At 70.4% G+C, this 21,440-nt stretch carries 21 protein-coding genes and 1 riboswitch; of the genes, 17 read left to right on the top strand and 4 right to left on the bottom strand.

Features of this window, described 5'->3' with window-relative positions:
* Positions 1-49 precede the first annotated feature (49 nt).
* A complete protein-coding gene (locus GL325_RS02050; protein WP_187768439.1) occupies positions 50-1,591 on the bottom strand; it encodes a protein kinase in 1,542 nt (513 codons plus the stop codon).
* Between the two features lie 111 nt (positions 1,592-1,702).
* Between GL325_RS02050 and GL325_RS02045 the strand changes: the two genes are divergently transcribed.
* From GL325_RS02045 to GL325_RS02020, 6 genes are all read left to right on the top strand, one after another.
* The gene (locus tag GL325_RS02045) at positions 1,703-3,214 is read left to right on the top strand and encodes a SulP family inorganic anion transporter (RefSeq protein WP_187768438.1); all 1,512 of its coding nucleotides are present in this window, start codon (positions 1,703-1,705) and stop codon (positions 3,212-3,214) included.
* 36 nt (positions 3,215-3,250) lie between these two features.
* Positions 3,251-4,060, top strand: coding sequence for an aldo/keto reductase (locus GL325_RS02040; RefSeq protein ID WP_187768437.1), 810 nt, complete (start codon positions 3,251-3,253; stop codon positions 4,058-4,060).
* 17 nt (positions 4,061-4,077) lie between these two features.
* On the top strand, positions 4,078-5,568 hold the full coding sequence (locus tag GL325_RS02035) for a hypothetical protein (protein WP_187768436.1): 1,491 nt from the start codon (positions 4,078-4,080) through the stop codon (positions 5,566-5,568).
* The gene (locus GL325_RS02030) at positions 5,565-6,413 is read left to right on the top strand and encodes an ABC transporter ATP-binding protein (RefSeq protein WP_187768435.1); all 849 of its coding nucleotides are present in this window, start codon (positions 5,565-5,567) and stop codon (positions 6,411-6,413) included. Before GL325_RS02035 ends, GL325_RS02030 begins: the two co-directional genes overlap by 4 nt.
* A complete protein-coding gene (locus GL325_RS02025; RefSeq protein WP_187768434.1) occupies positions 6,410-7,198 on the top strand; it encodes an ABC transporter permease subunit in 789 nt (262 codons plus the stop codon). The genes GL325_RS02030 and GL325_RS02025 overlap by 4 nt, the downstream gene beginning before the upstream one ends.
* Positions 7,199-7,395: 197 nt before the next feature.
* Positions 7,396-9,237, top strand: coding sequence for a phosphoenolpyruvate carboxykinase (GTP) (locus GL325_RS02020; RefSeq protein ID WP_154595002.1), 1,842 nt, complete (start codon positions 7,396-7,398; stop codon positions 9,235-9,237).
* A gap of 72 nt (positions 9,238-9,309) precedes the next feature.
* Here the strand turns inward: GL325_RS02020 and GL325_RS02015 are convergent, their stop codons facing one another.
* Positions 9,310-10,233 (bottom strand): EamA family transporter, encoded by a 924-nt coding sequence (locus tag GL325_RS02015; RefSeq protein ID WP_187768433.1) that lies wholly within the window; start codon positions 10,231-10,233, stop codon positions 9,310-9,312.
* A gap of 111 nt (positions 10,234-10,344) precedes the next feature.
* Complete coding sequence (locus tag GL325_RS02010; protein WP_187768432.1) at positions 10,345-12,342, bottom strand: peptidoglycan DD-metalloendopeptidase family protein; 1,998 nt, start codon at positions 12,340-12,342, stop codon at positions 10,345-10,347.
* 197 nt (positions 12,343-12,539) lie between these two features.
* Here GL325_RS02010 and GL325_RS02005 point away from each other — a divergent pair, with 197 nt between their 5' ends.
* Positions 12,540-13,025, top strand: coding sequence for a copper resistance CopC family protein (locus GL325_RS02005; RefSeq protein ID WP_187768431.1), 486 nt, complete (start codon positions 12,540-12,542; stop codon positions 13,023-13,025).
* Complete coding sequence (locus GL325_RS02000; protein ID WP_187768430.1) at positions 13,012-14,991, top strand: bifunctional copper resistance protein CopD/cytochrome c oxidase assembly protein; 1,980 nt, start codon at positions 13,012-13,014, stop codon at positions 14,989-14,991. The genes GL325_RS02005 and GL325_RS02000 overlap by 14 nt, the downstream gene beginning before the upstream one ends.
* Positions 14,992-15,072: 81 nt before the next feature.
* Here the strand turns inward: GL325_RS02000 and GL325_RS01995 are convergent, their stop codons facing one another.
* On the bottom strand, positions 15,073-15,690 hold the full coding sequence (locus GL325_RS01995) for a superoxide dismutase (RefSeq protein ID WP_187411920.1): 618 nt from the start codon (positions 15,688-15,690) through the stop codon (positions 15,073-15,075).
* Positions 15,691-15,989: 299 nt separating this feature from the next.
* Between GL325_RS01995 and GL325_RS01990 the strand changes: the two genes are divergently transcribed.
* The 9 genes from GL325_RS01990 (at position 15,990) to GL325_RS01950 (ending at position 21,236) form a co-directional block, all read left to right on the top strand.
* Positions 15,990-16,559, top strand: coding sequence for a CDP-alcohol phosphatidyltransferase family protein (locus GL325_RS01990; protein ID WP_154596173.1), 570 nt, complete (start codon positions 15,990-15,992; stop codon positions 16,557-16,559).
* Entirely contained in the window at positions 16,556-17,359 is an 804-nt protein-coding gene (locus tag GL325_RS01985; RefSeq protein WP_187768429.1) for a DUF881 domain-containing protein, read from the top strand. The genes GL325_RS01990 and GL325_RS01985 overlap by 4 nt, the downstream gene beginning before the upstream one ends.
* Positions 17,356-17,688, top strand: a complete 333-nt coding sequence (locus tag GL325_RS01980; RefSeq protein ID WP_187411921.1) for a small basic family protein — start codon at positions 17,356-17,358, stop codon at positions 17,686-17,688. Before GL325_RS01985 ends, GL325_RS01980 begins: the two co-directional genes overlap by 4 nt.
* On the top strand, positions 17,681-18,391 hold the full coding sequence (locus tag GL325_RS01975; protein WP_154594996.1) for a DUF881 domain-containing protein: 711 nt from the start codon (positions 17,681-17,683) through the stop codon (positions 18,389-18,391). Before GL325_RS01980 ends, GL325_RS01975 begins: the two co-directional genes overlap by 8 nt.
* Before the next feature lie 23 nt (positions 18,392-18,414).
* Positions 18,415-18,792 (top strand): glycine cleavage system protein GcvH, encoded by a 378-nt coding sequence (gcvH, locus tag GL325_RS01970; RefSeq protein ID WP_187411922.1) that lies wholly within the window; start codon positions 18,415-18,417, stop codon positions 18,790-18,792.
* A 133-nt stretch (positions 18,793-18,925) separates the two neighbouring features.
* Positions 18,926-19,315 carry an FHA domain-containing protein gene (locus GL325_RS01965; RefSeq protein ID WP_255467508.1) on the top strand — a complete coding sequence of 130 codons (390 nt, stop codon included), beginning with the start codon at positions 18,926-18,928 and terminating at the stop codon, positions 19,313-19,315.
* The gene (locus tag GL325_RS01960) at positions 19,312-20,028 is read left to right on the top strand and encodes a MerR family transcriptional regulator (protein ID WP_187768428.1); all 717 of its coding nucleotides are present in this window, start codon (positions 19,312-19,314) and stop codon (positions 20,026-20,028) included. Before GL325_RS01965 ends, GL325_RS01960 begins: the two co-directional genes overlap by 4 nt.
* Positions 20,029-20,040: 12 nt before the next feature.
* Positions 20,041-20,520, top strand: coding sequence for a bifunctional nuclease family protein (locus GL325_RS01955; RefSeq protein WP_154594994.1), 480 nt, complete (start codon positions 20,041-20,043; stop codon positions 20,518-20,520).
* Positions 20,521-20,660: 140 nt separating this feature from the next.
* Entirely contained in the window at positions 20,661-21,236 is a 576-nt protein-coding gene (locus GL325_RS01950) for a MerR family transcriptional regulator (RefSeq protein ID WP_154594993.1), read from the top strand.
* Positions 21,237-21,286: 50 nt separating this feature from the next.
* A riboswitch (glycine riboswitch) is annotated at positions 21,287-21,373 on the top strand.
* The last annotated feature ends 67 nt before the right edge of the window (positions 21,374-21,440 follow it).

Raw genomic sequence — 21,440 nt, 5'->3', positions numbered from 1 at the left:
CTGCGGTTCGAGCCCTCCGCGCCGCCATGGCGCCGCACCGGCTGAGTGGTCAGCCGTTGCCGCGGTTCTTGCCCTTCGCCTTGCCCTTGTCGCTGTTGCCCTGCCCCCGGTTCGCGGGGGTGGCGTCCTTCGGGGCACCCGGGGAGGGAGGCCGCACGGCGCCGCCCGACCGGGCGATGGTGATCGACGGGGCCACGGCGACCGACAGCGTGATCGTGGCGCCGTCGGGGAGCCGGCCGGACTTGTCCACCGCCACGACCTGGCCGATGTCGCTCGGCCGCGTGACCTCCTTGCGTCTCACCACGAACCCCTGCTCCTCCAGCTCGGCCGCCGCCTTCGCGTAGCCCTTGCCGATGACCGAGGACGCCGACACGGGCACCTTGCCCGAGGCGACCGAGATCTCGATCGCGGTGTCCTCCGGTGCCTCGTCACCCGGCTCGGGGGACTGCGCGATGACGTTGCCCTGCGCCCGGGTGGCCACGTCGACCACGACGGCTCGCGGGATGAGACCGGCGGCCCGGATCTCCTCGGCCGCGTCCAGCGCGCTCATCCCGACCACGTCGGGCACCTCGGGATCTCCGCCCAACAGCTGCCGCGCGCCCAGCACGACCACCAACGCCAGGACCACCGCGATAGCCGCATAGGCCGGGACGGGCCCCCCGCGCCGCCGCGGTGCGTCGCGTGCCGGGCCGGGAGTGGGAGCCGTGTTGAGGTCGGCCGTGGAGTGCCAGGGCTGGGGCAGCGAGATCTCGAAGGTGGCCGGCAGGTCGATCGACTCGGCAGCGCCCAGCGCGGCCGCCTGGTGCGCCACGTCGGCGGCCGTGGCCGGTCGGTCGGCCGGCTTCTTCGCGGTCATCGTGCGGAGCAGCCGCTCGACGCCGGCCGGGACGGGCGGCTCCAGCGCCGGGAGCTCGTCGTGCAGTTGCGCCACCGCCGTCGCGACGGGGGTGTCGCGGCGGAACGCGGAGCGGCCGGTGAGGCAGTGGTACGCCACCAGGCCGAGGGAGTAGAGGTCGGACTGCGGGCTCGCGGCCTGACCGCGCACCTGCTCGGGGCTGATGTAGTCGGTCGTGCCGACCAGCGCGTCGGTGTCGGTCAGCGGATCGCTCGTGGCCGCCTGGGCGATCCCGAAGTCGACCAGCACCGTGCGGCCGGCCGGCGTCAACATGATGTTCGCGGGCTTGAGGTCGCGGTGGACGATCCCGGCGTCGTGCGCGGCCTGCAGACCCGCGGCGACCTGCTGGACGATCGACATCACCTGGTCGGGGGGAAGAGGACCCCGCTCCTTGAGCAGTTCCGACAACGAACGACCCTCGACGTACTGCATGACGATGTACGTCGAGCCGTCCGACGACGGGTCGTCCTCCTCGAAGTCGAAGACCTGCGCGACCCCGGGATGCTGGATCGACGCCGCCAGGTGCGCCTCGCTGCGCAACCGCGCCCGGGCGACCTCGTCGGCGCTCCGGTCCGCGCGCAGGACCTTGACGGCCACCGTGCGGCCCAGTCGGGTGTCCGTGGCGCGGTACACGGCTCCCATTCCCCCGGAGCCGACCACCTCGTCCAGCGTGTACCGCCGGTTGTGGACCGCCATGCTTGAACTCTAATTCCGCAGACAGGGGCCTGCATGACATGAGCGCCCCCGCGGGCGCCGGGTTAGAATCGCAGGTCGCCCCCACGATCGCCGCCCCCCGAACGGAACCGCATGTCCCTGCCCGCGCCCGCCCACGTCCCCGAGTCCGACCAGGTCCACTCGGTCCGCGCGGCGCTGAAGTCCCCGAGGATCCTGCGCACCGAGGTCCTGGCCGGACTCGTCGTCGCGCTGGCGCTGATCCCCGAGGCGATCTCCTTCTCGATCATCGCGGGCGTCGATCCCCAGGTGGGTCTGTTCGCCTCGTTCACCATGGCGGTCACCGTCGCGATCCTCGGCGGCCGGCCCGCCATGATCTCGGCGGCCACCGGAGCCGTTGCACTGGTCGTGGCCCCGGTCATGCGCGACCACGGCTTCGACCACCTGATCGCCACCGTGCTGCTCGGCGGGCTCCTCCAGATCGTGCTGGCGATCGGCGGCGTCGCCAAGCTGATGCGCTTCATCCCGCGCTCGGTGATGGTGGGCTTCGTCAACTCCCTGGCGATCCTCGTCCTGCTGGCGCAGCTCCCGCACCTGATCGACGTGCCGTGGCTGGTCTACCCGATGACCGCCGTCGGCCTGCTGGTGATCGTGCTCCTGCCCCGGATCACGAACGTGGTGCCCGCACCGCTGGTGGCGATCGTCATCCTGACCTCGATCACCGTGGTCGCCGCGCTCAACGTCCCGGACGTGGGTGACGAGGGCGAGCTGCCCAGCAGCCTGCCGGCGCTCTTCACGCCCGATGTTCCCCTGACCTTCGAGACCTTGAGGATCATCGCGCCGTACGCGCTGGCGATGGCCCTCGTGGGGCTCATGGAGTCGCTGATGACGGCCAAGCTGGTCGACGACGTCACCGACACCCACTCGGACAAGACCCGTGAGGCGTGGGGCCAGGGCGTGGCCAATGTCGTCACCGGCCTCTTCGGCGGCATGGGCGGCTGCGCGATGATCGGCCAGACGATGATCAACGTGAAGGTCTCGGGAGCCAGGACGCGGATCTCGACCTTCCTCGCGGGCGTCTTCCTGCTGATCCTGGTCGTCGGCTTCGGCGACGTCGTCGCGACGATCCCGATGGCCGCCCTGGTGGCCGTCATGATCATGGTGTCGGTCGGCACCTTCGACTGGCACAGCGTCCGGCCGTCCACACTGCGGCGCATGCCCCGCAGCGAGACCTTCGTGATGCTCACGACCGTCGCGGTGGTCGTCGCCACCGAGAATCTCGCGATCGGCGTCGTGACCGGCGTCGTCGTGGCCTCCGTCATGTTCGCGCGGCGCGTCGCGCACTTCACCCAGGTGATCGACGTGGCCCATCCCGACGAGGACACCCGCGTCTACAAGGTCGTCGGAGAGCTCTTCTTCGCCTCGAGCAACGATCTGGTCTACCAGTTCGACTACGCCGGCGACCCGCGTCACGTCGTCATCGACCTGTCGGACTCGCACGTCTGGGACGCCTCGAGCGTCGCCGCCCTGGACGCCATCGAGACGAAGTACGCCGCCAAGGGCAAGACGGTGACCATCGAAGGGCTCAACGAGGCCAGTCGCACCCGGCACGAGCGCCTGGCCGGCCGGCTCGACGGCGGTCACTGAGCGCCACGCCACGGCCGCGGCCCCTAGAGTCGAGGCGTGACTCTCGACCTGCCCGCCGTCGGCTTCGGCACCTACAAGCTCAACGGCCTCGCCGGTGTCGAGACGATCCGTTCGGCGCTGGACGTCGGCTACCGGGTGCTCGACTCGGCGATGAACTACGAGAACGAGGGCGCCGTCGGCGCGGCGGTCCGCACGTCGAGCGTGCCTCGCGACGAGATCGTCGTGACCTCGAAGCTGCCGGGACGCCACCACGGGTACGAGCAGGCGATCACCTCGATCGAGGAGAGCCTGCTGCGGACCGGTCTCGACCACCTCGACCTGCACCTGATCCACTGGCCGAACCCGTCGCGCGGGCTCTACGTCGAGGCGTGGCAGGCCCTGATCGACGCCCGGCGCCGCGGGCTCGTCCGTGAGATCGGCGTCTGCAACTTCCTGCCCGAGCACCTCGACCGGCTCGAGGCCGAGACCGGGGTCCTGCCTGCCGTCAACCAGATCGAGGTCCACCCGTACTTCCCGCAGGTCGGGGCGCTCGCCGACCACCGCGCCCGGGGCATCGTCACCCAGGCGTGGAGCCCGCTCGGGCGCAAGAGTGATCTGCTGACGAACCCGGTCGTGACGGAGGTGGCGCACCAGCACGGCGTGACACCGGCCGAGGCGGTGCTGGCGTGGCACGCCGCGGTGGGCACGCTTCCGCTGCCGAAGGCGTCGACCGCCGAGCGGCAGCGCCAGAACCTGGCGGCCGTCGAGATCGAGCTGGACCCGGCGGCGGTGGACCGACTCACCGCGCTGGGCCGCCCCGACGGGCGATTGTTCGACGGCGATCCCGCCGTGTGGATCGAGGACTGAGAATCGGTCGGGGGACCATGGGCACGACGAGGACCGTACTGCTCGCCGTCGCGGTGGCGATCGCCCTGCGCCTGCCGTTCCTGGGCGTCCTGCCGAGCCCCGACGAGGCCGGTCTGCTGATCGTGGGCGGGCAGTGGGGCCCCGGAACGTCGCTCTACGGCGACCACTGGATCGACCGCCCGCCGATCCTGCTCGCCTGGGCCTGGCTGGCGGCGCACACCGGGGGAGTGGTGGCGCTGCGGGTCCTGGGGCTGATCCCCGTCGTCGTCACGATCGTCGCCTGCTCCGCCGCCGCGGGACGGATCGGCGGCGGCCGTGCCGCTCGGTGGGCGGCCGTCGCGGCGGCCGTCCTGACCGTCAGTCCGTGGGTCGGCGCCGACCGGGTGAACGGCGAGCTGCTCGCCGCTCCGTGGCTGGCGGTGGGGGTGTACGCGGCCATCCGCGCGGTCGAGACCCCGACGGCACGGTGGGGAGTCGCGACGGGTGCGGCGGTCGCCGGCGCCGTCCTGACGAAGCAGAACCACGGCGACGCCGCGGTCTTCGCGGTGGTGCTGCTGGCCGGTTGCCTGATGACGGGTCGGCTGCAGCCTGCCGCCGCGCTGCGACTGGCGGCCTCGGCCCTGCTCGGCGCCCTCGCGCTCACCGCCGTCGTGGTGCTCGCGGCGTGGACCCGCGGAACCACCCCGGGCGAGCTGTTCGACGCGCTCTTCGCGTTCCGGCTGCGGGCCGCGGAGGTGATGGGCGCCGACCCCGAGGGTGCGCGGGACGGGCGCCGGGACGAAGTGCTGCGGCGCGCCGTGCTCGGTGGACAGGTGCTCCTGGTCCTGATCGTCCTGGTGATGCCCGTGGCACGCCGATTCCGCTCACCCGTGCACTGGGCCCTGGCGGCGATGGCGGCATTCGGCTGCCTCTCGGTGATCGGCAGCGGGAGCTGGTGGAACCACTACCTCGTCGAGCTGGCGGTGCCGGCGGCGGTCGGTGCCGGAGTCATCGCCGCGCGCACGCGGGTCGTGGTCCCGCTGGTCGTCGGTTACGCGGCCGTGGCCGCGGTGGTCGGGGCGTGCTTCCTGCTGCCGGCCATCGGCGCCGTCGACGCTCCGGCGGCGGTCGGGCGGGCGATCGCGGACGCCGCCGAGCCCGGTGACTCGGTGGTCAACGCCTGGGGCCGGGCCGACCTGGTCTACGCGACGGGCCTCGACTCGCCCTATGAGCACCTGTGGAGCCTGCCGGTGCGCACGGACGACCCGCGACTGGCATCGTTCGCCGCGCTCGTCGCGGGGCCGGAGGCGCCCACGTGGCTGGTGGTCCGTCGGCACCTGGAGGGCTGGGGCATGGACGCCGCCGGCACGCAGGCGCTGGTGGATCGCCGGTACCGGCAGGTCGCCACCTTGTGCGACTACCGCGTCTACCTGCTCGGCGGCGTCGATCGCCGCGCGCCGAAGCCGCCCCCGGTCGATCGCTGCAAACCGTCGACGTCGCTGCGTCCGACCGCCATGATGGAGCCATGACGGGCGGACCGGTGGTGCGCGCGGCCGGTCTGACCCGCGTGTTCGAGGGTCGCGTCGCCGTGGCCGCCCTGGACCTGACGGTCGAGCGGGGCCGCGTGCTCGGCGTTCTCGGACCGAACGGCGCCGGCAAGTCCACCACCGTCCGCATGCTCACCGGACTCCTGCGGCCCACGTCCGGGACGGTCGACCTGTTCGGCGAGCGCGTCACGCCGCGCACGGCTCCGCTGCTGCGGGCCCGGGTCGGTGTGCAGACCGAGGCGAACCTCTACCACCGGCTGACCGTCGCCGAGAACCTGCGCACGTGGGGCGACCTGCACGGCCTGCCCCGCCGGACGACCGAGCGCCGCCTGACCGAGGTGCTCGAGATCCTGGGCCTGGCCGATCGTCGCGACACGCCGGTCGGCTCCCTGAGCAAGGGGCTGCGCCAGAAGGCCAAGATCGGTCGTGCGCTGCTCGCCGAGCCCGAGCTGCTCTTCCTGGACGAGCCGACCGCGGGGCTCGACCCCGCATCGGCACTCGACGTGCTCGACCACCTGGCCAAGCTGCGCGCCGAGGGCGGCACCACCATCGTGCTGTGCACCCACCAGCTGCACGGGCTGGAGTCGCTGTGCGACGACGTCGTCATGCTCGATCGAGGTCGCGTGGTCGCGGCCGGGCAGGTCGACGACCTGCTCGCCAGGCACTGGCCCACCCGCGAGTACGTCATTCGCGTGGGTGATCGAGCCCTCGCCGACAGCGTCGTCGCCGATCTGCGTGCGTCCGGGCACGCGGTGCACGAACCCGAGAGTGCCGATCCGTCGCTGCACGACCTGTACTTCCGCATGCTGGCGGGGGAGCAGCAGTGAACGCCGGCCGCGTGCGTGCGCTGATCGTCAAGGACTGGATCGAGCTGAGCCGCAATCGCCAGACCCTGGCGCCGGTCATCATGCTGCCGATCGTCTTCGCCGTGCTGCTGCCGACGACCATGATCGCGGCGACGAGCCGTCCCGAGGCGCTCGCACGACTGGACTTCATCAACTCCTACCTCGAGAGCCTGCCGCCGGCCATCGCCGCCGATCCCACCCGCGCGATGGTCGAGTACTTCATGGCGCCGATCTTCCTGATGATCCCGGTGGTGGTCGCGACGGTGCTCGCGACGGCCGCGTTCGTGGGTGAGAAGGAGCGCGACACGCTCGAAGGGCTGCTGTTCACGCCCCTGACCGACCGCGAGCTCGTCGTCGGCAAGATCCTCGTCTCGTGGGTGCCCGCCGTCCTGGTCACGTGGCTGTCGACGGCGATCTACGCGGTGGTCGTCGCGGTGTTCGCCCGCCCCTGGCAGGACGGGTGGGCGTTCCCCAACGTCACCTGGCTCGCCCTCGTGGGCATCATCGCGCCGCTGGTCTCGTTCTTCGCCATCGGCTGCATCGTGCTGATCTCGCACCGTGCGTCGACGTTGCAGGGCGCGCAGGCCGTCGCGGGTCTGCTCGTCCTGCCGGTCATCGTGCTGATCATGTCCCAGGCGTCCGGCGCGATGGCGTTCGACCGCGGGGTCGTCGTGGTGGTCGGAGTCGTGGCGGCGATCGGTGATCTGATCGTCTTCCACCTCGCGGTCCGGCGCTTCGATCGCGACCGTGTCGTCACGCGACTGTGAGCGCAGCGTCACACGGCTGTGACCGTCTTAGGCTGTGGCATATCCCACAGGGGCGCACGGAGCGTGGCCCCTTCGGCGCGGTAAGGTCGCGGTAATCTCCGGGATCGTGCCGTCGGGAACTTCCGTCGGCACGCGACGGAACATCGACGTGACCGGACCAGCCGGCGGGCTGGTCCAGGAGAGGAACAGGCAGACCGATGGTCGACGTGGACAAGGTCCTGGATGACGCGGGGTTGAACAACCCTCACGTCCATGAGTTCGTGAAGCACTGGGCGGGAGTCACCCAGCCCGATCGCATCGAGGTCGTCAGCGCCAGCGACGACGCTCGGCTGCTGCAAGAGGCGCTCGACGCCGGCGAGCTCGAGCCGGCCGGCGAGGGTCTCTACTACTCGCAGAGCTACTGGAAGGACACGGCCCGCTCCGAGGAGCGGACCATCGTGGCCACCAGCAACCCCGAGGACAAGGGCGTCTACAACAACTGGCGCCACGCCGACGAGATCAAGCCGGTCGTCATCGGCAACATGACGGGTGCCTCGCAGGGCAAGACGATGTACGTCATCCCCTACCTGATGGCCGCTCCCGGCTCGCCGCTGGAGGCGTACGCCGCCGGCGTCGAGCTGACGGACAACCGCAACGTCGTGCTGCAGATGATCCGCATGGCCCGCGTGGGTGTCGACCTGTTCGAGGACCTCAAGGATCCCGAGAGCTTCGTGCGCGCGGTCCATGTCACCGGTGACCTCGAGAACCTCGGTCAGGGCACGCCCGACGACAAGCGCTACTTCGTGACCGTCGCCGACGAGCGCACCATCTTGCACTTCGGCTCGTCCTACGGCGGAAACGCGCTGCTGGGCAAGATCGCCCACGGCCTGCGCCAGGCGAACTGGGACGGCTGGGCGTCGCGCAAGTTCCTCGCCGAGCAGTACATGCTCATCGCGATCCAGGACAAGGAGACCGGCAAGAAGTACCACATCGCCGGTGGCTTCCCGAGCGCCTCGGGCAAGACCAACCTCGCCATGATGGTCGCGCCGGAGGCGCTGGGCGACCGCTACTACGTCGAGTTCTTCGGCGACGACATCGCGTGGCTGTGGGTCGGCGACGACGGCAAGCTCTACGGCATGAACCCCGAGTTCGGTGTGTTCGGCGTGGCGATCGACACCAACGCGATCACCAACCCGAACGCCCTCGCGGCGGTCGAGGCCGGCACCGGCGCCATCTTCACCAACACGGCGTACAACGTGAACACGCACGAGACCTGGTGGGAGGGCAAGACGCCCGACTACCCCGAGGACGTCGAGGGCTGGCGCGACTGGAAGGGCCACCTGATCTCGGAGCGTCCCGTCGAGGAGCAGCGTTCCAAGGACCACGTGTGGGCCCACCCGAACTGCCGCTTCACGTCGACGATGTCGAACGTCCCGAACGAGTCGCCCGACTACAACGACCCGGCGGGCGTCCCGATCGACGGCATCATCTACGGCGGCCGCACGCGTGACCGCGAGCCGCTGATCCGCGCGATCGAGGATCCGGCCGAGGGCGTCTACGACGGTCTGACGCTGGGCGCCGAGGCCACGGCCGCGGCCGAGGGTGTCGCCGGCCAGCTGCGCTACGACCCGATGTCGATGCGTCCGTTCCTGGCGCTGCCCGAGGGCCGCTACGCCCAGCACTGGCTCGACATCCTCGACCAGGTCGAGGACAAGCCGCTGTTCGCGCACGTGAACTGGTTCCAGCGCGACGCCGACGGTGGCTACCTGTGGCCGGGCTACAGCGAGAACCTGCGCGCCCTGCTGTGGATGATGGACTACCGCGAGGGTCGTGTCACCGGCACGAAGACCCCCGTGGGTGTCGTCCCCACCAAGGACGAGCTGAACCTCGACGGCCTCGAGATCGACGACGCCGTGCTCGAGCAGCTGCTGGCGATCGACGTCGAGCGCTGGAAGCAGGAGATCGACCTGCGCGAGGCGCACCTCAAGGCGTTCGACAACCTGCCCGAGCGGATCTGGGAGGCGCACCGCCGCGTCGCCCAGGACCTCGACCAGGCCTGACGCACCGAACGAAGGGGCTCACCGCGCGAGCGGTGGGCCCCTTCGTCGTGTCCGGGGAGCCGGCGCCGGGCCTCATCGACGGGCGGGCCGCTCGGCCCGGACCACCAGGGCGACGCCCACCACGACGATCGCGCCACCGGTGAGGATCGCGGTGGTGATCGGCTCGGCGAGGATGAGAGCGCCGAGGAACACCGCGACGACGGGGTTCACGTAGGCGTAGGTCGACACCAGCGACAGCGGTGCGTTCTGCAGCAGCCACACGTACGCCGAGTAGCCCACGATCGACCCGAACACCACGAGGTACCCCAGCGCGATCCAGGAGGACGTCGAGGCGTCGCCGGAGTCGCTCGGCCGCTCACCCCGCGCCGTCCCGAGGACCAGGAGCACGATCGCGGCGGCCAGCATCTCCCAGACGGTCGCGACGAACGGGTTCGCCGGCATCGCCATCTGCTGCGACATGAACGAGCCGACCGACCAGCTCAACGACGCACCGACGATGAGCAGGATGCCGGTCGCCGTGCCGCCGGCGCCGCCGCCGGGGAGCACGAGCACCCCCAGCCCCACGAATCCGAGGAGGACTCCGGCCCAGGTCAGCAGCCGCGGACGGGCCCCACTGGCGAAGCGGAGCAGGATCAGCCAGAGCGGGACCATCGCGACGAGCAGTGCTGCCAATCCGGACGGGACGGTGCGCTCGCCGAGCACCACGCCGCCGTTGCCCCCGGCGAGCAGGAGGATCCCGACGACTGCTGCTCCACGCAGCTCACCGGGCCGGACTCGCAGGGACCGTGGACCCGACCGGGCGGCCAGGAATGTCCCCATCAGCACGGCGGCGGTGAGGAAGCGGGCACCAGCCGAGATCAGCGGCGGCATGTCCTCGACGACGACTCGGATCCCCAGATAGGTCGAGCCCCAGGCGATGTAGACCACGACGAGCGCCAGCCACAGTGCGCCGGTGCTGACGTCGGCCCGGTGGCCGGTGGCGGGCTGGGCTGTCATGAGCGTCCTGTCCTCGTGGTCCTGACACCCATCGAACCGGGACGCACCCCGGCACGCCAGCAGATCCCCGCCAGCACCCGCAGGGTTCCCGCCGAAAACCCGCAGGGGGCGTCAGGCGGTGGGCAGGGACCAGCTCAGGTCGCCCTCGGGCTTCAGGCCCAGCCCTCGGGCGCGGGTCTCGACCCACGCCTGCTGGGCCTTCGAGAGCGAGCCGACCGAGAAGCGCGTGCCCCAGCCGAACGGCGACGTGCCCGGGATGTCGACCAGGGTGCCTTCGGGGCCGCGTTGGATCTGGCCCACGATGTCGCGGTAGCCGGCGGTGAACTCCAACGGCGCGCCGAACTTGCGGTTGAAGGCGACCGACAGCTGCTTGGCCCGCTTGGCCACGTCGCAGCGCAGCAACGTGTCGCCGGTGGCGCACAGGACGCCGCGGGGGACCTGGCCGTTGCTGTAGCCGCCCCAGCCCGTGCCGGCGCCCTTGTTGGTCAGGTACTGCACCAGCACCGGCATGGGATCGATGAAGCGACCGGCGACCATGATCTCGAAGTGCAGGTGGGGGCCGGTGGAGTTGCCGCGCGACCCGACCAGGGCGATCTCGTCGCCGGAGTTCACGGTCTGGCCGTCCTGCACGAGGACCTTGGAGGAATGGGCGTAGCGCTCGGCGGTGCCGTCGGGGTGCGAGATGGTGATGAGGGTCCCGGCCCAGCCGATCTCCTGCAGGCTGACGACGCCGCCGCGGGACGCGTAGATCGGTGTGCCCATGGGCGCCGCGAGGTCCTGCCCGGTGTGGGTCGACTGCCACATGCCGCCGCCCATGCCGAAGCCGGCCGAGATCGAGTAGCTGCCCTGCTTGAGCGGGAACGTCCATCCCTGTCGCGTGGCGGCGATGGGCTTGGTCGCGTTGCAGACGGTGGTTGGCGCCTTGGCCGTGCCGCGGGGCAGCACGTTGTTCGCCTTGCCGAGAGCCGGACGCGTGACGGCGAACGGCTTGGCCGGCACCAGCGAGACGCCCACCTGGGCACGGGTGCCGGGTGCGTCGATCATCTTGCCGTCGCCGATGTAGACGCCCACGTGGTGCACGCCCGACTCACGGTTCGCGGTGAAGACGAGGTCGCCACGTCGGGGCTTGGCCGGGTCGACCTTGACCGTTCGGGCGTAGATCTGCGCGGGGGTGCCCGTGAGGTCGTACGAGCCCTTGACCTGCACGAGGCCACCGCAGCTCCAGGCGCCGCGGGTGTTCTCGGCGGCGTAGTCGTCGCCGATGCGCTCCACCACGGCGTCGAGCAGGCGGATCGTCTGCACCGGGAGGACCTCGACCGTCCGCGACCCGACGGTGGCCTTGCCGACGCCGCCGGTGGCCTTCAGGCGCCGGGCACTGGGCGCCTTGACGCCCAGTCGTGCCAGCTGCTTGCGGTAGCGCGTCCAGGACGTGGCCGGCGTGGCGTTCCACGAGTCCTGTTCGGTGCGGGTCTGGGGGAGTCCCTCGGGGGTCGACGACGCGCCCAGACCGAGCTGCTCGGCGAGCTCGCCGATCTGCTTCAGCTGGCGAGCCGCCGTCTCCTCGGCCTTCTCGGCTGCGCGGGTGGCGCGGTCGGCCCGGGCCTGAAGCTCCTGCGCGGCGTCGAAGGCGCGCTTGGCGTCGCTGAGGTGTCCCTCCTGGGCATCGGTGACCTGCTCACTGCTGAACATCCCGGTGATGAGGTCCTCGGGCTCCTCCGCGGCCGCGAGCGCGGTGAGCTTCTGGGCGAACGGATCGCCGCTGGGCGACATCGCGTACTCGACGACCTGGTCCACGTACGCACGGGCGATCCGGCGCTGGCGGTCGGCGTCACGCTTGCGCTCGGCTGCTTCCCGGCGCCGCTCCTCGGCCACGCTGAGGTTGGCCTCGTAGCGCAGCGCCAGCGTCGTGAGCTCGGTGATGGCGCTGGGCGCGATGGCCAGCGGGTCCGGCACGTCCACGCTGGGGGAGGACGCCGTGGGGGAGGACGAACTGGCGGTGGGGACGCCGCTGACCGGAGGCGTGGTGGGGTCGGCCCCATGGGCGGCGGTCGGGAACGCCAGCGTGGCGACCAGGACCGACACCCCAGCGAAGACCCGAGTCCTACGCATCAGTGCGACACCTCCAACCGCGAGTGAACCATGCCGCCCCACCGGCCGCTCACCCAATGCCCACAAGTCACTCCTGTTAAGCCATCGGCCATGGTGCCGATGGGCCACGCGGCCTGCGAACAGGCGCCGGATACGCTGGAGTGGTGCGTCTGACTCGTCTTGTTCTCCTCGTCACTGCCGTACTGGTCGGGTGGTCGATGCCTGCCCAAGCGCACACCTCCCTGGTCTCGTCCGACCCCGCTCAGGGGGCGCGGCTGGAACAGGCTCCCGAGCGGATCGTCCTCACCTTCACCGAGTCGCTGCGTCAGCCGTCCGAGGCCAGCCTGCTGGTCGACGGGACGGCGCTGACCGCCGAGATCGATGTCGACGGCCCGCGTGTCGTCGTGACCCCGCCGGCCGATGCGGCCGACGGCAACTATGAGGTCAACTATCGCGTGGTCTCGGCAGATGGGCATCCCGTGACCGGCACGATCGAGTTCGCGGTCGGCGACGCCGATGCCGTCGTCGACGACGAGCCGACGGCCGGTGCACGCTCCGATGCCGGCGATTCTGACACGGACGACGGATCCGTCTGGACCTCGCCGCTGCTGCTGGGAGTCCTCGTGGCCGCGGTCGCCCTCGGTGTCGCCGTGCTCCTGCTGGTGCGGGGTCGTTCCCGCACGTCGGGCCATGAGCGTTCCTGAGCGCACGGCCCGGCCCGGCGTCGCCGGCCTGGGTCTGGCCGGACTGGTCGGCGTGGGCCTCATCGCCGTCGTCGGACTCGTCGTGGGCACCGGTGCGACGCCCGAGCCGCCGCCGGCCGGCCTGCCCGACCCGGGGGTCTTCGTCGCGTGGGCGTTGCCGATCGGCCGCTTCCTGTCCCACCTGCTCGCCACGGTCACGGTCGGCTTCCTGCTGGTCGCGGTCGTGCTGCTGCCCTCGGGGGACCGTCTCGAGGGCCTGGCCGTCCAGGCGGTGCGGATCGCCTCGCGTGCCGCGTGGGGCTGGTTCGCGGCCGTGGCGCTGTTCTACTGGGCCAACGTCGCCGACCTCTACGCGCGTCCGCTGAGCGACGTGGGCCTGGGACAGCTCGTCGACTTCGCGTCCGTCTTCGCCACCGGCCGAGGACTGCTCGTCCAGGCGGTCGCCGCCCTCGTCGTCGCCCTGTGGTCCCACTGGACCTTCTCGGTGCGCCAGCTGGCGATCTGCGTCCCCGTCGCGGTGGTCGGTGTCGCGGCCGTCGGCCTGACCGGCCACTCGGCGTCGGCCGGCTCCCACATGCTCGCCACGACGAGCCTGGTCCTGCACCTGGTCGGCGTCGTCGTCTGGGTCGGCGGGCTGATCGCGCTCGCGTGGGTCGCCCTGCGGCGCAGCCGCCGGCTCGACGACGCCGTGGCGCGCTACTCCACGCTGGCGGCCTGGTGCTTCGCCATCGTCGCGATCTCCGGCATCATCAGCGCCGGCGTCAACCTCGGCTCGTTCGGGGGGATCGACTCCACGTACGGAGCGCTCGTGATCGTCAAGGCGCTCGCGCTGGTCGGGCTGGGCGCCTTCGGCGTCGCCCAGCGCCGCCGCCTGCGACTCCAGTCGGCCGGGTTCACCCGATTCGCGGTCTCCGAGGCCGTCCTCATGACGCTCACGATGGCGGTCGCGGTCGTGCTCGGTCGTACGGCCACGCCCGTGGGCGAGGACGTCCTGACCAGCCCTGCCGAGCTGCTGCTGGGCCGCGAGCTGCCGCCCGAGCCGACCGTGGGCCGGGTGCTGGTCGGCTTCTACCCCGACGGCATCGGCCTGGCCGTGGTCGCCCTGGGAACGGCGCTGTACATCACCGGCCTGGTCATGATGCGCCGCCGCCACGACCGCTGGCCCGTCGGCCGGACGATCAGCTGGTTCTTCGGCCTGGCGATCGTCGGCTGGGCGACGTTCGGGGGACTGGGCGCCTACTCCAGCGTCACGTTCAGCCTGCACATGGTGTCGCACATGATGCTGTCGATGATCGCGCCCATCTTCCTGGTGCTCGGGGCTCCGATGACCTTGGCGCTGCGCACCCTGCCGGGTCCGCGCCGGCCGGGCGAGCACTCGCCGCGATCGCTGCTGCGCGACGCACTGCACTCGCCGGTGTCGAAGTTCTACACGAACCCGATCGTCGCCGCCGTGATCTTCCTCGGCACGCTGTACGCGGTCTACTACAGCGGCTTGTTCGAGTCGATGATGCGCACCCACTCCGGGCACGCGTTCATGGAGCTGCACTTCCTGATCTCGGGATTCCTCTTCTACTACGTGATCATCGGCATCGACCCGTCACCGAAGCGGCTCAGCCCGCTGGCCCGGTTCGGCGTGCTGATGCTGTCCGTGCCGTTCCACGCCTTCTTCTCGGTGGCGCTGATGTCGTCGAGCGTCATCATCGCGGAGTCCTACTACCAGGCGCTGGACCGTCCGTACGCCACGGACCTGGCGCAGGACCAGTACCTCGGCGGCGGCATCGCCTGGGCGATGGGCGAGGTCCCGCTGCTGCTGGTCATCGGCGCGATCTTCATCCAGTGGTTCCGGTCGGACGCGCGCGAGGCCACGCGGAGCGACCGGGCGGCCGACCGCGACGAGGACGCCGCTCTGGCGAAGTACAACGCGTACCTGGCACGGCTGGAGGACGACAGTCCCGCACCCCGTTGAGAGCCGGTGAGACGCCACTGCCCGGTCACCGTGAGGTGACCGGGCAGTCGTGTCTGTCTCGCCCGAGGGCGAGGACGGATCTCAGAACAGGATCTGTCCGCCGCTGGTGGCGGCGGTGAAGCGCTCCTGCGCGTCGGCCCAGTTCGCGATGTTCCAGAACGCCTTGACGTACTCGCCCTTGACGTTGAGGTAGTCGAGGTAGAAGGCGTGCTCCCACATGTCGAGCTGGGAGATCGGGATGAGCGTCGCGGGGATGTTCGACTGCTGGTCGTAGAGCTGGACGATGACCAGCCGCTGACCGAGCGTGTCCCACGCGGTGATGGCCCAGCCCGAGCCCTGGATGCCGAGGGCGACCTGCTCGAACTGCGCGCGGTACGCGTCGAACGAACCGAAGTTGTCCTCGATGGCGGCCGCCAGCTCGCCGGTCGGCTTGTCGCCGCCGTCCGGCGAGAGGTTCTTCCAGAAGATCGAGTGGTTGATGTGACCGCCGAGGTTGAACGCGAGGTTCTTCTCGAGCAGGTTGATCGTGTCGAACTCCTGGACCGAACGCGCCTCTTCGAGCTTCTCGAGGGCGGTGTTCAGGCCGTTGACGTAGTTCTGGTGGTGCTTGGTGTGGTGAAGCTCCATGATCTTGCCCGAGATGTGGGGATCCAATGCCCCATAGTCATAGGGCAGTTCCGGCAGCGTGTAATCGGCCACTGGTCCTCCTGGTCGTCGTAGGTGATCGTCTTCAGGGTCAAGTCTCAGTCTGTCAGTTGAATTCCCTCGGGCAAGGTCGGGCCGGATCGCGGGACACCCGGCAGTAGGCTGTTCCCGTGGCAGGCAAGCGGATCCGCCGGGTCGAAGGCTCGGACGACGTCGAGGCCACGACGCCCTCCGAGGACGTCGTGGTCTCTCAGGCCGCGCCTGCTCCGATCGCCGAGCCCCGCCGTCCTGCCGCCCCCGCGGCCTCGAAGCCGGCCGCACCCGCCGCCGAGGAGAGGGAGCCCCAGCCGTCGCTGAAGGACGAGCTGTTCACGATCCCGAACCTGCTCAGTGCCGTCCGGATCGTCCTGGTCCCGGTCTTCCTGTGGCTCGTGCTGGTGCCCGAGGCAGACCTGCTCGCGATCGGCGTGCTCGTGGTCTCGGGGATCACCGACTACCTCGACGGCAAGATCGCCCGCGCCACGGGTCGCACCACACGGCTGGGCGCTCTCCTGGATCCGGTCGCCGACCGGCTCTACATCCTCGCCGTCGTCGTCGGTCTCGGTCTGCGCGACATCATCCCGTGGTGGCTCGCGGTGATCCTGCCCCTGCGGGACGTCGTGCTGTTCTCGCTCGTACCGTTCCTGCGCACCCGCGGCTTCAGCGCCCTGCCCGTGCACTTCCTGGGCAAGGCGGCCACCGCCGGCCTGTTGTACGCCTTCCCGCTGCTGCTGCTGGGCGACGGGGACGGGGCGGTGGCCAACCTGGCCCGGGTCTTCGGCTGGGCGTTCACCATCTGGGGCGTGGCGCTGTACTGGTGGGCCGGAATCCTGTACGCCGTGCAGGTGCGCCGCCTGCTGGCCTCGACCCCGCGGACGCCGTGAGTCGCCAGTCCGTCTCCGGCTCGTCGGTCGAGGAGGCCGAGTCCATCCTCGAGCGGTTGGCCGCCACGGCTCTCGACGACGACTACTACGTCGCCCACGACACCCCGCCGCGACCCGTCGCCAAGGTGCTCACCGCGGTGATGGCGGGCGTCTTCGGTCTGCTGGTCACGGTCGCCGCGGTCCAGACGCGCATCGACCGGCCGGCGACCGAGGCCGAGCGGAACGCGCTGATCGAGAACATCCGCGTGCGTGAGGATCTCGTCAAGAGCAAGCAGGAGACGGTCGTGGGTCTCCAACAGCAGATCGCCGACCTGCAGGCCGAGTCCGTCGTCGACGGCCCGGGAACCGCCGGGCTGCGGGTCGCCGCCGGTTCCGTCGCCGTCGAGGGACCGGGTGTCGTCCTCACGGTCGAGTCCTCGGCGAACGAGGACCGCCCGGGTGGGCGACTCACCGACACCGACCTGCAGTTGGTCGTCAACGGACTGTGGCTCGCGGGCGCCGAGGCCGTCTCCGTCGGAGGGCACCGGCTGACCGCCACCTCCGCGATCCGTTCGGCGGGGGAGGCCATCACGGTGAACTACCGGTCCGTGACCGAGCCGATCGTCGTCGAGGCGATCGGTGACGAGGACGTGCTCCGCAGCCGGTGGGAGGAGGGTCCGTCAGGTCGGTATCTCGCCGCGCGGGCCGAGGCCGATGGCATCTGGTACGACGTGCAAGGATCAGACGACGTCGAGCTGGACGCCGCTCCCGAAGCGCGGTTGTCCGTCTCGGCCGAACCACTCAGGAGGAGCGAGTCGTGATCCCGGTCATCGGTCTGGTCGTCGGCGTCACGATCGGCCTGATCCTGCAGCCGACCGTCCCCACGAGCCTGCAGCCCTACGTGCCGATCGCGATCATCGCCGCGTTGGACGCCGTGCTCGGGGCCGCACGGGCGTTCCTGGAAGGCCGCTTCGACGACCGGGTCTTCGTGATCTCGTTCGTCTCGAACGTCGCCATCGCCGCGGTGATGGTCTTCGTCGGCGACCAGCTCGGCGTGGGCTCGCAGCTGTCGACCGGTGTCATCGTCGTCCTGGGCATCCGCATCTTCGCCAATGCCGCCGCGATCCGCAGGTTGATCTTCCATGCCTGAGACGTTCTCCTTGCGCACCGCCCTGCGCCGCCGGTCGAGCTGGATCGTCGGTCTGCTGATCGGCCTGCTCGCCTTCACCGTGACGGTCCAGTGGCGCGAGGGCGACGAGACCGACGACTTCAGCGGCGTGCGCGGTATCGAGCTGGCCGAGCTGTTGAAGTCGCTCGACGCCACGAACGCACGGCTCACCCAGCAGATCGAGACCCTCGAGGCGTCCCGCGACGACCTGCGCGACTCGACCAAGAGCACCGCTGAGGCGCGCGAGGCCGCGGTCCTGCGCGCCAACGCCCTGGCGATCCTCTCCGGCACGGTCGGCGCCGAGGGCCCCGGCATCGAGATCACGATCACCGCGCCTCCCGGGGCGGTGACGGCGTCGGTGCTGCTGGACGCCGTGCAGGAGATGCGCGACGCCGGCGCCGAGGTGATCTCGCTGAACGGGGTCGCCCGCGTGGTCGCCCAGACCTGGTTCCTCGACGACGACGCCGGCGTGCGGGTCAGCGGACGCCTGTTGAAGCCGCCGTACGTCATGGAGGTGATCGGCGACCCCGACACCCTCGCCGATGCGGTGACCTTCCGCGGCGGCCTGGCCGACCGCGTCGAGGGACGCGGGGGAGAGGTCGGCGTCGAGGAGCGTCGCCGGATCCGGATCACCGCCGTGGCCGATGACCCCGAGCCCCAGTACGCTCGACCCGCGAACGACTGACGCGTGACGATGGAGGAGCCAGCGTGATCCCTGAGGACCTGTTCTACAGCGCAGAGCACGAGTGGGTACGCCTGGAGGGCGATGTCGCCATCATCGGCATCACCGACTTCGCCCAGGACCAGCTCGGCGACATCGTGTACGTCGATCTGCCCGCCGAGGGCGAGTCCCTCGAGTCGGGCACCGTGGTCGGCGAGCTCGAGTCCACGAAGTCGGTCTCCGACGTCTTCACGCCCGTCTCCGGCGAGGTCATCGCCCGCAACGACGCCCTCGAGGCCACGCCCGAGGTCATCAACTCCGACCCCTACGGCGAGGGCTGGCTGATCAAGGTCCGCACCAGCGGCGAGGACCCGACCGACGGACTGCTCACGGCCGAGGCGTACTCGGCTGTGGTGAGCGCCTGACCCTGCCCATGGGCGGGTGTTAGGTTGGGGGCGAACGAACCTTGAACCCCGACTTGAGCGAAAGCCTCAAGTTGTACTTGAGACGGAGTTGATCGCGGTGACGACGCCGGACGGTTTCGACGACACGAACTTCATCCCGGTCATCGACGCCGACACCGAGGAGATGTCGGCGGGCGACGTGTTCGCCGTCGAGAATCTGCCGGTCGGCAACGCGATGCTGCTCGTCCAGCGCGGACCGGACGCCGGCTCACGCTTCCTGCTCGACCAGGACGTGGTCTCGGCGGGACGTCATCCCTCCAGCGACATCTTCCTCGACGACATCAGCGTCTCGCGCCGGCACGCGACCTTCTCGCGTCGTGGCGGCGGCTACGTCGTCACCGACCTGGGCAGCCTCAACGGCACCTACGTCAACCGCGACCGCATCGACGGCGACATCCCGCTGGCCGGCGGCGACGAGGTCCAGTTGGGCAAGTACCGCCTCATCTACTTCCCGGGCACCGTCGTCTCCGAAGGTGGTCAGTGAGCGGCAACGAGGCCGCGCGCGAGCAACTGCTCGGCATCGGCCAGGTCATCGCCGAGCTCTCCGAGGAGTTCCCGGACATCTCCCAGAGCCGGATCCGTTACTACGACGAGCAGGGTCTGGTCGAGCCGCGGCGCACGCCCTCGGGCTACCGCAAGTTCACCTACGGTGACGTCGAGCGGCTGCGGTTCGTGCTGCGGATGCAGAAGGACCGCTATTGGCCGCTGAGCCACATCCGTCAGGTCCTGGACCAGATGGACTCCGGCGAGGTCCCCGACACCGAGCTGCGCGCCACGTTGCGCGTGCCCCAGGTGACGCTCGCGGCCGACGGCACCCCGACGGCGCAGTCGATCACCGAGGGCGCCGGATCCACCCGCATGACCCGCGACGAGCTCCTCGACGCCGCCGGCATCGACGCCGCGACGCTCGACGAGATCGAGCAGTTCGAGCTGATCCGCCGACGCCCGCAGCAGCGGTACTACGACACCGACGACCTCGTCGTGGCGTCCCTCGTGGGCGAGCTGGCCAAGCTGGGCCTCGAGCCGCGACACCTGCGCGGCTTCCGCAGCGCGGCCGACCGCGAGCTCGGCCTGCTCGACCAGGTCATTCCTCCCGCTGCCCGCCAACAGTCCGGCGCCGCCGCCGAGCTGGCCGAACTCGCCGCGTTGGCCGTGCGCCTGCACACCGTGCTCGTCCGCGCCGGCTTGCGCGGCTGAACGGAGCCACCGATGCGTGAACTGCAGATCGTCGGAGTCCGGGTCGAGATGCCCACGAACCAGCCCTTGGTGCTGCTGCGTGAGCTGGAGGGCACCCGGTACCTGCCGATCTGGGTGGGCGCGATCGAGGCCTCGGCCATCGCCTTCGCCCAGCAGGGCACGGTGGCGCCGCGGCCGCCGACGCACGCGCTCATGGCGTCGATCATCGAAGGGCTCGGCGACGAGCTCCTGGAGGTCCGCATCGTCGACGTGCGCGACGGCGTCTTCTTCGCCGAGCTGGCGTTCGCCGGGGGAGCGGTCATCGACGCCCGGCCGTCGGACTCCATCGCCCTGGCGCTGCGCACGGGCGTGCGCGTCGTGTGCGCCGAGGACGTCCTGGACGTCGCGGGCTTCGCCCAGACCCCCGACGAGGACGAGGAGATCGCGAAGTTCCGCGAATTCCTCGATCACGTGGATCCCGAGGACTTCGAGAAACCCTCAAGTGAAGGTTGAACGTAATAGACGGGCCGACACGCGCGTCGGTGCGTGCGTCGAGAGACTCTCACGTCTAACTTGAGGGTACGCAAGACCACAGCGGTGTGGTTCTCTTGTTGTGGGAGGCCGGTCCAACCGGTCGCCAGGAAGGCGTGATCATGATCGATCCTCGTGACGAGGCAGCAGAGGCACAGGCGCAGGCCAGTGCCCAGGGCCTGTTGTTCGACGACGACCTCGCGCCCATGCCCCAGGACACGGGATTCCGCGGGCCGACGGCCTGCAACGCCGCCGGCATCACGTACCGCCAGCTCGACTACTGGGCCCGCACCGGCCTGGTCGAGCCCACCGTCCGCTCGGCCACCGGCTCGGGCACGGCACGGCTGTACTCCTTCAAGGACATCCTGCTGCTCAAGATCATCAAGCGTCTGCTCGACGCCGGTGTCTCGCTGCAGCAGATCCGCACCGCGATCGACCACCTGCGCGAGCGCGGCACCGAGGACCTGACCCAGGTCACGCTCATGAGCGACGGCGCCAGCGTCTACGAGTGCCGCTCCGCCAACGAGGTCATCGATCTCCTCCAGGGTGGACAGGGCGTCTTCGGCATCGCCATCGGCGGTGTCTGGAAGGAGATCGAGGGCACGCTGCACGAGCTGCCCACCGAGCGCGCCGAGGCGGCCGAGCCGCTGGCCGGCGACGAGCTCGCCGCGCGCCGCGCCGCCCGCAAGGCCAACTGACCTGTCGTCAGCCGTTCCGGCTCCGGTCGGGGTAGGCTGACGACTGCCGTTTGAAACGTGCGGGAGAGTCCCGTTCAGGGCGCCGAAGGGGCAATTCCTCCCCGGAACCTCTCAGGCCACCGGACCGCACGTCACAGGCGACTCTGAAGGCATGCCGACACCATCGGCACGACGACAGAGGGGGAGGGCCCTGTTCGTCGAGCC

Origin of the sequence: Aeromicrobium sp. 636, assembly GCF_024433585.1 — a bacterium.
In the GTDB taxonomy this organism is placed as follows: domain Bacteria; phylum Actinomycetota; class Actinomycetes; order Propionibacteriales; family Nocardioidaceae; genus Aeromicrobium; species Aeromicrobium senzhongii.
The sequence above is the reverse complement of the archived record's forward strand: the minus strand, read 5'-3'. Positions and strand labels throughout refer to the sequence as shown.

Coding starts and splice junctions, on each gene's coding strand:
- GL325_RS02020 (WP_154595002.1), top strand. CDS start 7,396: ATGGTCGACGTGGACAAGGTCCTGGATGACGCGGGGTTGAACAACCCT.
- GL325_RS02005 (WP_187768431.1), top strand. CDS start 12,540: ATGCCTGCCCAAGCGCACACCTCCCTGGTCTCGTCCGACCCCGCTCAG.
- GL325_RS02015 (WP_187768433.1), bottom strand. CDS start 10,233: ATGACAGCCCAGCCCGCCACCGGCCACCGGGCCGACGTCAGCACCGGC.
- GL325_RS01975 (WP_154594996.1), top strand. CDS start 17,681: ATGCCTGAGACGTTCTCCTTGCGCACCGCCCTGCGCCGCCGGTCGAGC.
- GL325_RS02000 (WP_187768430.1), top strand. CDS start 13,012: ATGAGCGTTCCTGAGCGCACGGCCCGGCCCGGCGTCGCCGGCCTGGGT.
- GL325_RS01955 (WP_154594994.1), top strand. CDS start 20,041: ATGCGTGAACTGCAGATCGTCGGAGTCCGGGTCGAGATGCCCACGAAC.
- GL325_RS02035 (WP_187768436.1), top strand. CDS start 4,078: ATGGGCACGACGAGGACCGTACTGCTCGCCGTCGCGGTGGCGATCGCC.
- GL325_RS02045 (WP_187768438.1), top strand. CDS start 1,703: ATGTCCCTGCCCGCGCCCGCCCACGTCCCCGAGTCCGACCAGGTCCAC.
- GL325_RS02030 (WP_187768435.1), top strand. CDS start 5,565: ATGACGGGCGGACCGGTGGTGCGCGCGGCCGGTCTGACCCGCGTGTTC.
- GL325_RS02050 (WP_187768439.1), bottom strand. CDS start 1,591: ATGGCGGTCCACAACCGGCGGTACACGCTGGACGAGGTGGTCGGCTCC.
- GL325_RS02010 (WP_187768432.1), bottom strand. CDS start 12,342: ATGCGTAGGACTCGGGTCTTCGCTGGGGTGTCGGTCCTGGTCGCCACG.
- GL325_RS01950 (WP_154594993.1), top strand. CDS start 20,661: ATGATCGATCCTCGTGACGAGGCAGCAGAGGCACAGGCGCAGGCCAGT.